The 13,624-nt window shown below is 32.4% G+C and carries 16 protein-coding genes; all 16 read right to left on the bottom strand.

All coding sequences use genetic code 11. The annotated features are described in order from the left end of the window. Nucleotides 1-198: 198 nt before the first annotated feature. The 16 genes from ACLTBU_RS00080 to ACLTBU_RS00005 all read right to left on the bottom strand — a co-directional run bounded on the left by ACLTBU_RS00080 (nucleotide 199) and on the right by ACLTBU_RS00005 (nucleotide 13,456). Entirely contained in the window at nucleotides 199-444 is a 246-nt protein-coding gene (locus tag ACLTBU_RS00080; protein WP_412216984.1) for a hypothetical protein, read from the bottom strand. A gap of 63 nt (nucleotides 445-507) precedes the next feature. Next, complete coding sequence (locus tag ACLTBU_RS00075; protein ID WP_412216983.1) at nucleotides 508-1,092, bottom strand: HK97 family phage prohead protease; 585 nt, start codon at nucleotides 1,090-1,092, stop codon at nucleotides 508-510. Continuing rightward, nucleotides 1,070-2,356, bottom strand: coding sequence for a phage portal protein (locus ACLTBU_RS00070; protein WP_412216982.1), 1,287 nt, complete (start codon nucleotides 2,354-2,356; stop codon nucleotides 1,070-1,072). Before ACLTBU_RS00070 ends, ACLTBU_RS00075 begins: the two co-directional genes overlap by 23 nt. Before the next feature lie 17 nt (nucleotides 2,357-2,373). Continuing rightward, nucleotides 2,374-3,918, bottom strand: a complete 1,545-nt coding sequence (locus ACLTBU_RS00065; protein ID WP_412216981.1) for a terminase large subunit — start codon at nucleotides 3,916-3,918, stop codon at nucleotides 2,374-2,376. Between the two features lie 131 nt (nucleotides 3,919-4,049). Next, entirely contained in the window at nucleotides 4,050-4,478 is a 429-nt protein-coding gene (locus ACLTBU_RS00060) for a phage terminase small subunit P27 family (protein WP_412216980.1), read from the bottom strand. Between the two features lie 171 nt (nucleotides 4,479-4,649). Next, a complete protein-coding gene (locus ACLTBU_RS00055; RefSeq protein ID WP_412216978.1) occupies nucleotides 4,650-5,606 on the bottom strand; it encodes a copper amine oxidase N-terminal domain-containing protein in 957 nt (318 codons plus the stop codon). 425 nt (nucleotides 5,607-6,031) lie between these two features. Continuing rightward, complete coding sequence (locus ACLTBU_RS00050; RefSeq protein WP_412216977.1) at nucleotides 6,032-6,385, bottom strand: hypothetical protein; 354 nt, start codon at nucleotides 6,383-6,385, stop codon at nucleotides 6,032-6,034. Between the two features lie 226 nt (nucleotides 6,386-6,611). Beyond that, nucleotides 6,612-6,866, bottom strand: coding sequence for a hypothetical protein (locus tag ACLTBU_RS00045; protein WP_412216976.1), 255 nt, complete (start codon nucleotides 6,864-6,866; stop codon nucleotides 6,612-6,614). Between the two features lie 332 nt (nucleotides 6,867-7,198). Next, a complete protein-coding gene (locus tag ACLTBU_RS00040) occupies nucleotides 7,199-7,681 on the bottom strand; it encodes a copper amine oxidase N-terminal domain-containing protein (protein WP_412216975.1) in 483 nt (160 codons plus the stop codon). 66 nt (nucleotides 7,682-7,747) lie between these two features. After that, the gene (locus ACLTBU_RS00035) at nucleotides 7,748-8,626 is read right to left on the bottom strand and encodes a stalk domain-containing protein (protein ID WP_412216974.1); all 879 of its coding nucleotides are present in this window, start codon (nucleotides 8,624-8,626) and stop codon (nucleotides 7,748-7,750) included. Nucleotides 8,627-8,686: 60 nt separating this feature from the next. Next, nucleotides 8,687-9,481 (bottom strand): hypothetical protein, encoded by a 795-nt coding sequence (locus tag ACLTBU_RS00030; protein ID WP_412216972.1) that lies wholly within the window; start codon nucleotides 9,479-9,481, stop codon nucleotides 8,687-8,689. A 405-nt stretch (nucleotides 9,482-9,886) separates the two neighbouring features. Then, nucleotides 9,887-10,405: a GNAT family N-acetyltransferase gene (locus ACLTBU_RS00025; RefSeq protein ID WP_412216970.1), complete on the bottom strand. Its 519-nt coding sequence runs from the start codon at nucleotides 10,403-10,405 to the stop codon at nucleotides 9,887-9,889. 471 nt (nucleotides 10,406-10,876) lie between these two features. After that, nucleotides 10,877-11,143, bottom strand: a complete 267-nt coding sequence (locus ACLTBU_RS00020; RefSeq protein WP_249334468.1) for a hypothetical protein — start codon at nucleotides 11,141-11,143, stop codon at nucleotides 10,877-10,879. Between the two features lie 159 nt (nucleotides 11,144-11,302). Continuing rightward, nucleotides 11,303-12,151 (bottom strand): stage II sporulation protein P, encoded by an 849-nt coding sequence (locus ACLTBU_RS00015; protein WP_412216969.1) that lies wholly within the window; start codon nucleotides 12,149-12,151, stop codon nucleotides 11,303-11,305. 110 nt (nucleotides 12,152-12,261) lie between these two features. Beyond that, on the bottom strand, nucleotides 12,262-12,591 hold the full coding sequence (locus ACLTBU_RS00010; protein WP_412216968.1) for an HNH endonuclease: 330 nt from the start codon (nucleotides 12,589-12,591) through the stop codon (nucleotides 12,262-12,264). A 58-nt stretch (nucleotides 12,592-12,649) separates the two neighbouring features. Continuing rightward, complete coding sequence (locus ACLTBU_RS00005; RefSeq protein ID WP_412216967.1) at nucleotides 12,650-13,456, bottom strand: CPBP family intramembrane glutamic endopeptidase; 807 nt, start codon at nucleotides 13,454-13,456, stop codon at nucleotides 12,650-12,652. Nucleotides 13,457-13,624 lie beyond the last annotated feature (168 nt).

The following is a 13,624-nucleotide window of genomic DNA, read 5'->3' as shown; positions in this document are numbered from 1 at the left end:
CGTTGATAATTTGATTATACAAGAAAACATACAGTATTCAACAACCTCTTAGATGCATCTTTTCAACTACCAGTTGCATACCTACTTATTAGTTTCCTATTGGAGTAATAATAAAAAAGTACACCTCATGGATGTACTGTAATAGTTAATTAATTTTTGTTATCTCTTGTAAAATAGGAATTTGCTAAAAAAGTTAACTTATAACACATAATCGATTATAATGTCTTCCCAAATATCATTGATATTATTTCCTTCAAGTATAGTACATAATAACAATTCATGTGATGATATAAAATGTTGAGTTTCCTTCGTTTCTTCACAGTATATGTACCAATCATTATCCCCCTTTCTGCTCTCAAAATAATGTTTTCCATTATAATTAAATTCTATTTCTCTTCCACTTTTTACAGCTTCAAAAAATTCCCTTTTGCTTCTGTTCAACATCCTATTCCTCCCATCAAATGCCGATGTCTTTAGGTTACATATCTACTTTCTATTATAGATTAATTAACCGAGTATTGCATTCTTTAATAACCACACCTTAGTAGCTACTAAGCTTCTTTGATTTTCTATCTCCTCCGCATTTTCCTTCACATCAGGCTTATCCCTGATGCATCTTTGCTCCATATCTTCACTTCTTACCTGAACAGATGTTGCAATATAAGCTGGCTCAATTGTTAAAAGGGATACTTCCATTAGGTCAATCTCCTCTAAAGTTCTTTTAGCCACACTACCTTCTTCTTGCCAACTATCACTCAAAGCTCTAAAACCAAAAGACCATCCTTTTAGATTTCCACACCTAGCCTCTTCTATAACTTCATGGTCACTTATGACTGCCTTTGCATGAAGTCCAATATTATCTTCTCTAAGTTCTAAAGTATTATCACTTGTGCTTGCCAGTTTTCGCCTTACATCGTGGTTCAGTAACATATCTATATTACTAGCTTTTTCTAAAGCTCTTTGAAATACTGTGGGTGCGACTTTTTCAATAAATTTACCTTTCGTACCATAAAGTTCCTTCGAATACCTATCAATAGCATTAACATAACCACTAATTTCAAGCTTTCCATCACTTCTCACCTCTATCTGCATCTTTTTCACCTCCTTTCACCGTACTGGTTCCACTTGCACTATTTTGCACTACATTGGTTCCAGTTTGTGTAACTGTGGTGTTTGTATTTGGTGTATAGATTTCTCCTGATTCAATATGCATCAATACATCACCTAAGCTCATCTTTACGAAGTTTAATGATTCAATCTCGTTCAAGTCTTCTTCAAAACGTACCTCTGATGGTGTCATAAACCCATTCTTTAGGGCAATCTCATAGGCCTTAAAGCGTTTTTCAATATCACCTTTGTTAAGCTGCTTTGTATCAAATGCAAAATAATATTCTCCTTGTTCTTCTGTAGTAAGAAGAGCCCTATTAATTGCCTTCTCTAGCTTATTTATAATTGGCATAATAGCCAGCTTTACAAAAGCATCCCATACATCTTGAGGAATAGAAGAATCAAACATATTGACTGGTACATTAAAGAGCTTACAGATATCTGCATCAATAGCATTTTTAGATTCAATCATCTGCATTTCTGCACCTGTTTGTTGCAATTCATGATAGGTAATACCTTCATTTAGGACAATACAATCATTATTTTGTTCATAGAGTCTTTTCCAAGCTTTCTTTAATTCTCCAATAGCTTCTGCAGTCAATCGCCTTGTACTTTGTAGAACGCCACGCTTTACGCCTCCATTTCCCATGGTTTGAGTGGTATAGTTCATATTGTCTAAGGCTTGTTTTAAAATGCTATTACACTCAGCTACAATCCCTTTTCCCTTTACTCCATCAACTGTATTCTTAGTGCAAATAATAAAGTTATCAGGATTAAAGTTCTGCCCCTGGATATTTATTGTCACTGTCTTAAAGATGATGTCAGGTGAGTACAAAAGAGAGATATCAGTTGTAGGAATATAATGAAGTGACCACTTGTCCTTTGAGTAGCCTAACCCACACATATAGACATAGCAGGCTCCATCCAATAGGTAATCTCTCACCATAGCTTTCTTAAGTTCATCACCACTCATTAGGTCATTAGGTGCATCATTAAGTAAGTCAATTCTTTTATCTCCTTTTACTTCTTCCACACTACCCTCTAATTCCTTATATAGCTTTACTTCTAAGTTAGATATGACATTACTTATAAGCTCCACATTGGCATATACAGAAGGAAGGCCTATGGCTTGGTCACGTGTAATAGTATTCTTTTTTATATTGGGTGTTTCTGTACCTTCTAGGTGTAAGTCTAATTCTTCATTTGTAACTTCAACCCTTTCCTTTTGAAAGAAGTCTCTTAAAGCCATTTCTCATCTCCTTCCATTTAGAATACCTGAACAACAAAGTCCTCTTGAAGCATATCTTTTTCAAGGAGATACATAGCATTAATTAATGAAGCCACCATATCTATTTTCCCTGTCGATTTCTTCTTGTTAACGTATCTGTTCAGGTTCGTATCATATAGACACCTTGCATTCGCAAAGTTAATTTCTAATAATCGGTTACGCTCATAACCAAAGTGTTGTGTAAGGACAAGTTCCTCTAATAATTTAGTCGGACTATGTAATACACTTGAGTGCTGCTTGATTTCTGTCGTTTCATAGCCATTAGTTTCTAGCTTTTGGGCTGTACTAAGGCAATTGTAGCGATCAAACCCTATTCCCATGATAACCACGCCGTATCTTTTTTCTAACCCAAGTATAAAGCTTTCAATAAAGCCATAGTCAACTACATTTTCACCACACGCAAAGCAATTACCATTTCTAATCATAGCCTGATAATCTACCTTTTCAACCCGAGTCTTTTCTTCTATCCTATCAGCTGGTATGAAAGCCCACACATTCGCATAAACCTTGCCACCTTCCTCAGTAATCATCGCTACGGAACAGTTATCCGTTGTCATGGCTAAGTCAATGCCTATATAAACCTGTCTACCACACCAACTAAATGGCTCATGCAATCTACACTTTCTTACTTCTTCTGTAGGAATATAGATTTCTCCTATCATCCCATCAAGCCATATATTAAGATGTTTACACTTAAAGGAGGTTAACTTAGCCCCTCCCATCTCAAGTGCCTTTTTATATTCACTTTCTAGGTATTCCTTGCCATCCTCTAGGGTGCTTTGCAAAGGATTAGCCTTCATGAAGTTCTCTACTGTCATTTCATCTTTTTCATCTAAGCTGTAGAGCATAGCAAAGAGCTTTTCATCTTCTACCACACCATCAATAACCTTCTTGCTGTAATCCGTCCACTCAAGAAATGGGTTCTGTGTGTTTGGGTAGCTAGTAGAAATTAATATTAAAAGCCTATTTTGAACTGATAACATACCTGAAGTCATAGATTCAATAAGTCCACCATCTTTAGCCGCTCCAACTTCATCTATACAAGCGGCTGAAACTCTGAGCCCATCTGTCGTATTAAATTCACTGGATAAGGCCTTAAGGGTATTTTGATTTAACTTACATGTAATGATATCCCTTTTAATATCAAACTTATCCTTGATATATGGACTAGACTCAAGTAGCTTTTTAGTTTCATTATAGACAATCCTTGCTTGATCTCTTGTGTTTGCACATAAATAAAATTCACTATACTTTGGTTCTAGTAACATCAAGATAATCATAATCATGGAGCTTCCAACTGATTTACTATTTTTCCTTGCTATCCATAACAAACAGACCTCATATCTTCTCTTTTCAGGCTTATCCTTCCTCTTCCAGCAAAAGATATTGAGTACAAAAAAATACTGGTAGCCCACACAAGCCTCATATAACGATTGGCCTGCTACAGCTCCAGTAGCAAAATTAATTAGTTTCATGATGTTCATTATCTTATCGGCTGTTTCATAATCAAAAAAGTAATCCATCTCTTCCTGATGGTCTATCTCATAAATAAACTTTTTACTTATTGCCTTTATGTACCTATTAGTTGGAAATTTTCCATCCAGTACATCCACAGCATACCTATAGGCCTTTGATTCTTTAAATTCCTCTTTCGTTATTTCTTACCACCTCCCAGTATTGTCAGAAGTGGATCTGTTTTCTCAGCTTCAGCACTACAGTTAATATTTGCTATCTTTGCCCTTGCCTGTGGGCTTAGGCTTAACTCATTACACATCCTGAAGAAATCTTTCATATAGGCAGTTCTTATTTTTATATGTGGGTTTGGATTCCCCTCTAGGTCTACTACACCATCTTGATTAATCGCAACTTCACACGCTTGGATACGATCAATGTTTATAGCTGTTTGAGCTAATAGGTACACATCAATGTTACCTAATACTCCTGATTCTTTGAGGTAATCCACAATTATTCTAAAGTGCTTTTTCTGCTGTAATGTCAAGTATGCTGGTGCACGTATTTTATCACTATCTCCACGCGACTTAGCTTCATACTCTAGCCTCTTATCAATATCAGTCTTACTCATATGTCCAGTTCTTGTTGTAATCCTTTTAGTTGGTCTTGCTATGATATCACCTTCTTTCTATATTGAAAGTATAAAAAAAGCCTATATGGTATTTATATAGACTCATTATTTGTTCTCAATTAATAAATTAACTATTTTATTGGTTTCAATGAGTATCTGAACTATATTTCTCTAACAAAACTTTATTGTCAATATCAAATAATACAATATCTTTATTAGAGAAAGGGGGGGGGTTGATCTTATTCCAATCTCATTAGTTTCTAAAGCGAAGAAGTCTGTCCAAATATTATTTAGATAGTATACTGCATCCGAAGAAGTTTGTTGTAAGAACATTACATAATTCAAATCAACGGGATTTGGCCAAGAACCAAACTCTATTTTATCCTCTGGTTTTGCATCTCCAATTAGTTTAAATAGGGGGTGTGCATCTACATTGAAAGAACAATTTTGTTTAACTTGTCGCCCCCATGTATTGACAGCAACTCCATCTATTATGGAGTAGTACCTTAATGAAACGATAGGTTCACCTTCCCATGTTCCTTGATATTCTAGAAAATAATCAGCATTTGGAGTTTCTAAAGGAAAGATGTATCCATGCATAGTAGCTTTGATTGAAGGAATGTTATAAATTCTAGGCACCTCTAACATAGCAAATCTTTTTTCTACTATATTGCTGCTATTTAAAGCTCTATGTACTTTATAAGCTTCAGAATTAGCATCATAGATGTTTATAAACTTGTTCTCATTATTATAAAGTACTACTCCATTTAGAGCCTCTACAAGCGGTCTGAATGGAACATAAGTTATTCCGTTTATCAATTCTGGAGCTACTAAAAGCTCTTTAACTTCCTCATTATGTTTATATTCAAGAGAGCCAACCGTAAACAGTACCTTATCATCCCCTTTTGTAATACTTATTTCTTGAGTCTTTTTATCCCAACCTACACTAGCTAGTAACTCTTCACTACAGAACCTTAGAGGTATTAGTGTATTAGAGTCTTTTAAGATTATCTGAATGTCTTTTAATTCTCCATTTAAAAATAAATCTGGTGTGCCTTTTGCAAAAACCTTAATAGATATTAATACAGCAAATATAAAGCAAATCTTTCTTATAAATTTTTTCCTCATATTATTAACCCCTCACTTTAAAATTTTTTATCTTTACTTATAAATTACCTAATTTATTGGCTTTACATTTTTTCAAAAACCTTTATATGTCGTTTGATTCAGAATAGTATAACACAAAATATCATCTATTAAAACACTAAGAATCCAGCCCTTTTCTACACATTTCCATGCCTTTTTTACATCAAAAAGAGCCCTTTTCAATAGTATTTTCCACACTATCAATTAGGCTCTATCCATTGGAATAGTTAATACCTATTTTATTTATTGCATCTTTGTTGTAATACTTTTCGTTGGTCTTGCCATGATTTCACCTTCTTGCTGTATTTTAGGGTATGAAAAAAAGAGCCTATATGTAGTATTTATATAGACTCATAATTATCGTTCTTATAATTTTAAATGTTATCTAGTTAGACATAACTAAATTACTATCTCCCTATCGTAAATGTACCTATTATATTTTCTTCATCTTCATCATAGAGAGACAATACCCGATAGCTAGGTTTACTATTTTGCCATGCTATAGCCTCTTCAGGTGTCTTAAACTCTGGATCATTTAATTCCTCTGTTCTAACATATCCTACGGTGCCGTCATCACCCTTCGCTAACATCAAATCAGGTTCATATCCAATCGTATCCACTTTATTAGTCCCATATGTTTTACCATTTTTATTGATTAAGTATTTTTCCGAATTACTATTGGCAGAATTATTTTCAATTAAAATTAAAGTTAAGATTAGTACTATCCCAGTAGTTATACATATTTTACTTTTTGACTTCATAAATACCTCCCTATTTGATAGTATTTTTCTGAATTATAACATATTTATTAAAGTAGTACTACCTAAAAAACTTACTTTTTTACTCCATTCCTATTTTCACATCATAAAAGGTTATTAAAAAGAGCCTATATATAATGATTCATACAGACTCAGTGTTTATTCTTACTATTTAGTTTAGGCTAATCAATTAACTATTTTATTGAGTATTTCATACATCTACACATATTTATTCTCCTAATTTACATGTTACAGTTTTTTCTATTTGTTCAGTAATACTATAATACTTGAATACTAATGCTTTATCTGTTTCCCAAACCAACTTGATATCATCTTCGTTTAAGTGCATATCACTTTGAAAAACATAACCTTGATCTACCTCTGGAATGAGATCTAGAATACGAGTTACTTTCCCTGTGACTAGATCTACAACATGAATAGTTCTTTCATACCTACCCATTATATAGTGTGGCCGTATTTTCATTATGTCTAACTTTAACCCTTTTTGAAAATCATTTAAATCATATGTTTGAATAAGGCTTCCGGTTTTATCGTCATAAAACTTTAAATTACTTTCATCATTTAAAATAATGAAATCTTCCAATTCTATAATGCCGTTATCACCTGTGTAGTAAATTGGTTTTTCTATTTTATCTATAATCGTTTCATCTTTTATATAAAAAGCTGTACTCGTTGAAGCAGTACCAGCTGCTCCTTGTACCGTTTGACCTACTGAAACAATTTCACTTCCATTTTGAGTTGTATGATAATCTATATATGTAACATCCGAATATTCATTTAACGTATTAATTTTTGCTAGAACTTTTTTCCTTCTGTAGTTCTAACTAAAAGTTCTTTATTTTCTTCATCTAGTGTATATTTTCCTTCTAAGTTTACTGTCTGTGTTTTTCCATCCCAAACTACATCCAAATTTAATGCTTCCCCTACAAAACGTAATGGAACATAGGTTGTCTCTTCTATTACTTGTGCAGGGACGTTAAGTTTAACCTCTTTGCCATTAACTTCCGCTTTATCGCTATCAATAACTAATCTTATACTTGTCCCACCTTCAATAATATCAATTTGTTTAGTTTCTGAGTTCCAATTTACCTTGTAGCTTAAAAACTGGGATAAACTTCTAAGTGGTAGAAGTACAGTTCCTTCTATTTTCTGTGGTTGCTGTTCTAACTGCATTTTTTCCCCATTATAAGAAACATTAATAACACTTTTTGCACTACATGGAAGAAGCATAATTGATGTTAAAACGACTATCAATAGCTTATTAATTACTTTTGACAATTTTATTCACTCCTTCATATAAAAGACTTGATAAAATATCTACTACTTAAATGAACGATTTTAACACTATACAATCGTATTAGATATAGTTTCCCAATTTCCTATATGCAATAAATCTATTAGTTCATTATAAGCTTCAGATGTAAAGCTATACCATTTAGCGTTCATTACATCTCTTATCATATAAACACCTGTACTCATTCCGAAGGATAAGCCTTGATAAATTTCAAATTGTTCTACCGGTTGATTTTCGCTATTTACAAAATAATAACCTCTTAATAAAACATAGGAATCAGGCTCATCTATCATATAAGTACGGCTATATACATTTGGTTCAGCTACTTCTTCTTTCTGTGAGTTATGAATGATTTCATGGGTTCTTGTTGTGCACAAATTAGACCTATTCTCTAATACTTTGCTTCCCATAGTCATCCAATATTCAGTTTGTAATGCTGAGATAGTTGTATCATGTGATTTTAAAACAGATGAGCTTATATCTATACGGCTATCCTTATAATCTACTTCAAGTCCAAATGCTTCCGAAATAAATCGTAAAGGTATCATGGTTCTGCCATTCTCAATATAAGGTGCTGCATCAAGTTGTATATCTTCCCCATTTTGTTTTGCTTCTTTTTTGCCTATTGTTAAAATAATTTCTGTGTTGTCATTGTTTATTGTGATAGTTGGATTATTCCAAACTGCGTTAATTCCTAATAACTTAGTAATTGTACTCAGTGGTGCATAGGCCCTTTCATTTTTGAGCTGTGGTAATACATCCATATAATATTTTCCTTCAACATTACCATTTGCCCCAATATAAGTATAACTTTGAGTTGTTATTTCAGTACCATCTATATAAAGCTCTAGGTTCTCCTTAGCTAATATAGGAATACTACTTTCCATTATTACAGTTACTCCTAACAAAATTGCCCCTAATCTTTTCATTTTGTTCCTCCTATCAATTGATTGATGAGTATAAAACTTATATTTCATCTCATAAAATAACTATTTTATTGTTTCTCTTTTTTCAACGGAAATCGAATATAATCCATCAGATGTCGTAAAATGTGTTAAAATCAACCCATTATCCAAAGGTACTTCTACTTGAATCAAGGAATCAGTATCATGCATAGCTTGGATAATTTGTTTCGAAAAATCCTTATTAAACATTAAAGTTAAAAGATTTTGTAGTTTTTCAATTTCGAATATATCTACATGTGTATTGATTATTTCAACACCTTCTTCTGAAAAGACAGTATAATCTAAATAAGGAAGCTTATCTTCTTCTATTCTAATAACCTCATCATCAAATAATCTAATTGGTAGTGTAAACCCCATTACATCGACAGTTTTATTTTTCAAAGATTCGGTATGGTATGTAAGTAAATTTACATTACCAGTAGTAGCTTCCCAAACAGTTTTATAGTCTAAGTATTTACATACACTTTTAATAGGAATATATAGTTCTCCATTAGAGTTAATAGCATAAGCACCAGTTTTCTTACCATTCCAAGCGATAGAATTATCTTTATATTCTATCTCAAAAAAAGAATCTTGAGTAGGAATGCAACGCTTAATATAAGTAATGGATTTATTTGTTTTTATCGGAGGCTCTGAGGCGAACATATCTAAAAAATCATCTGCTCTCATATAGGAAACTCCATTTTTGAGTAAAATATCATACCCGAAATCTTTACCATTGACCAATAACTTATTATTATCTTTTGCAAATACCGATGTAACACAGGTTATCATTAGAGTAAAAACTAATAGAACTTTTGATAAAACTCTACTTTTCATAAAAATATCCCTCATTTCATAAAATATCTAATCTGTTGACTTTACATTCTATCAAAGTCTCTTACACCTTATATTATACAGAATATTATAACATATAAGATTACATATTAGAATACTAAGAATCTAGGCCCTTTTCTAACCATTTTTATACCGTTTCACATCAAAAAGAGTCCTTTCAACAGTATTTCCACACTGTCAATTATGATCTATCCTTTAAGTTGATAAAATCTATGTATTATGTATCTAGTTATTGTTAATACACTTTTAGTTGATCTTACCATGGTGTTGCCTTGTTTCAGTATTTTAGGACATGAAAAAAGAGCCTATATGGAATATTTATATAGACTCGTTATTTGTTCTCAGTTAATAAAATAACTATTTGCATGTCGAGAATGCTAAAAATACTTATTCTAAATCGAGCTTGTATGTATAATTGTCGTATGTAATATTAGTTCCTTGTTTATTGAAAGAACCTTCCTTTTCTATAGTAAACCCTAACTTTTTTATTACTGCATTAGATGCAATGTTTTCTTGTGCAATGTCTGCTGTAAACTTGCGGCCCCCTTTGGCATAGCCAAAATCAATTAATGCTTGAATAAGTTCTGTTCCATATCCCTGTCTCCAGTATTGCTTATGGATACAGTACCCCAAGTCCCAATGCATCTTATCTTCCATAGGTACAATACTACCTGTTCCTACAAACTCATTGGTATCCTTTAAAAATGCTACAAAAGGATACCATGTTTCATCTTCCTCAATCCCTTTAGCAAAATTCATATACTTTTCATCTGCCTTATCTCTCGGTGGATCTCCTAAATATTTTCCTATTTCATCGTCTAGCCACATATCAAGACATAATGGAGCATGCTCCTCCTTTGTACTCTTAAGAATCAATCGTTCAGTTATCAAATCATTTGTTAGCATTACTATCCCCTCACTTTTTGTTCGCTAAATAAATTATCTAATTTATTGGCTTTAAATTTTTTCAAAAATCTTTATAAGTCTATTTATTCATGATAGTATACCATATTTTGTTTGATATTAAAACACCTTGAATTTGGAGCTTTTCTACCCATTCCCTTGCCTTTTTACATCCAAAAAGAGCCCTTTTCAATAGTATTTTCCACACTACCAATTAGGCTCTATCCTTTGGCATATCTAGTTTTATTCTATTTTCCACACATCATACCCTCAAAATTTTTCATTTTAGGCATTGTGTTTAAATGGTTGGGCCCTCGTGGTAGAGATACCCCTATATGCTAATATATTGGCTATAGGGGGGGCTTATAGATTTCCCTATTAGATCTTCATATACTTCCCCCATCAAGCTTATACTGACGATATTTTAATACCTACTACCAATCCACCACACTACTATCTTTTCATTTTACAAAGTTATCTAAGCTTCTCACCACAAAATGGGCAATGTGTAATAGACTCCATTCTTCCATGCCTAACTCCAAAAGATTTTCCACAGTACGGACATCTCCAACATATAAAACTTATTGCTGCTGATACTACCATTAAACCTATTCCTATAAAGAATTGAGACATTACTACACTTTCTTTAGACTCATAGATAAATATAAAAGCAGAGGCTATAAAGCCTAGTCCAAAGTACAATAGAAATAATGCTATTTTTCTCCACCTAAATATATTCATATAATCACGCTCCCTGTATAAGAACATTATATATCAATATTCAAATTATTTCACCTACTTCCAATCTACCTTGCTACTATCTCCCTATCTGCAAATTACAAGTCCTACAAACAAAAAAGAATACCTTCAATTGGTATTCCTCTCTGCTAATTAAGTATATCATTTAGTTACTTTTTCTAAGTTTAAAACCTCTGCTAAAACTTCTGTGAATGGCTGAATTGCATTTATAGCTTCTTCTAATGTATCATTGTCATTTCCAATATCCACTACTAATGACTTAGGAACTAAATGTAAGTTATATCTATATGGTTTTACTAGTACATAAGGAATTAAATTAGGAGTTAGCTCATCACTCTTGCATTTCATTTGAGCACTAAAACTAAGATTATCTTCTATGTAAGGATTCGAATATGTTTTTGAACTACCTATCGTCCCAATATTTTGATCGATATTAAGTCCACTTACTACATTAATTTTTGCTGTTGATTTGCCATTCATTAAAGTAGCTGATGGTTCTACCGCTCCATCCCTCTGAAGATCAATTATTACTTGTATTGAAGGATTTTCTTTAAGAATATCTTCTATAATAGGTTCCATTCTCTCATAAGCACCTACCACACTAGCTTGAGTATTTTTCTCATCTTTATAATGTAATACAGATACTTTGTAATTTTCTTCTAGAACACGTTCCAACTCATCTCCTACATCTAAAACACTACCTTTTTTATCACCTGCATACTCTTCTTGTGGATGTGTATGAATAATTAATATTTGTGGACCTTTTGTCGTAGTTTGAATGGACAGGTCCTTTTCAAGTAATTTGCTTACATTTAACTGTTCCTCCACTTTAACTTTTATCCCTACATCAAAGTTTCTAAATATATTCATATTCTTATCTACTTTTTTAGAAACCTCTGGTGCATTTGAAACAGATGCATAGGCAACACTACTAATTGATATTATCGCTATCAAACTTGCTGCAATTAATACTCTACGATTAATTTTCATGTTCTTCCCCCTTAATAATTTATTTCACTATCACCTTACACACTATGAACTTTTCCTATTATTTATGTACTAGCTCTTTCAGTTTTAATCTTTTTGTAATATTTCAATTACTAGTCTTTTATATTTTTATCACCGGCCTGCAAGTTACAAGTTCTACAAAGCACTACCACATTATCTTCATCTAACCTTAATTCAGGATAATCCTTAAACGATTTGATATGATGCCCTTGTAAGTTATCCGTTACAATCAACTTCCACTTACTCCAGCACCTTTCACAATAAGGATGCTCTTTCACTTTCCTGTTCCTGAGTTTCTGCCACGCATAAGATGAATAAAAGCGTCTCTTCTCATCTGATACTTTCCTATTATATTTGGGTGCACATTCACACCTTTGTTTATGTAAAATGATGTTTCCACATCTACTGCAAACTTTTTTCATGATATTTCTCCAATAAAAAAGAGTAATCACATTGACTACCCTCATATATTACCATTTACTATTTTATTACTTCATGCTTAACATTCTTAAATAATATTTTTGATATGAAATACGCTGATACACCTAAAAATATTAATCCATATATTCTCTCCCCATTTATCAAATTTACATTACCGGAAACAATGCCAATGGATTCATTTCTATATGCATCTCCTAGCATGAGTGTATTTACATTGTTCCAAACTGAATGCATAACACCTACTAGAATTACATTTTTTGATAAGCTATATAAATATGTATAAGAAAAATTAACAAAAAATACACACCCAACTTGCACTGCTGTAAATATTATTGCGCCTCCTAGCCCTGCACTTAAATTAATCAAGAAAAATGCTGGTAAATGAAATAGGCACCAAACTATACCTACTATAGTATTTGCTTTCTTAAGGCCATACTTATGCTCTAATTCCACTAATAAATAGCCTCGCCAACCGTACTCCTCCCCTAATGTAATAATAGCAAAAGGAATACTCATAATCACTATAGTCAATATTTGTGTGATATTACTACTTAGATCACCCGTTAGCTCTCCTGTTCCTGTAACTAAGGCCATCATCCCACACAAGCTTATAATAGTTAATGGAAATATAAAACTAAATAATATACCCTTAATACTAGGTCGATAAAAAAGAGGTTTAAATGGTTGCTTAATAGACTTATACTTAATCATAGTTATAATAAACCCCAATATTGCTGGAACCATCATTATAATAGTAGTAGCACCTATCGCCCCCTGTGGTATAAAAATTAAACTTAAAACCCAACTTATACTTAATGTAGCTACTATAAATATTTTTTCAAACATTTCACCACTCCTTATTGTACTAATCACTTAATACAATAATACATTATAACTAAAACGTCAATAACTTTTTATTTAAGTATAATTTTTAGTATTTTTATTTTATATATGATAATACCCCCAGTATTTCTACTGAGGGTTAACTTAAGGAATGTAAAACAAAAAATATTT

The organism is Zhenhengia sp. (assembly GCF_046966505.1).
Lineage (GTDB): Bacteria > Bacillota > Clostridia > Lachnospirales > Cellulosilyticaceae > Zhenhengia > Zhenhengia yiwuensis.
This window is presented reverse-complemented; position numbering and strand designations above follow the sequence as displayed.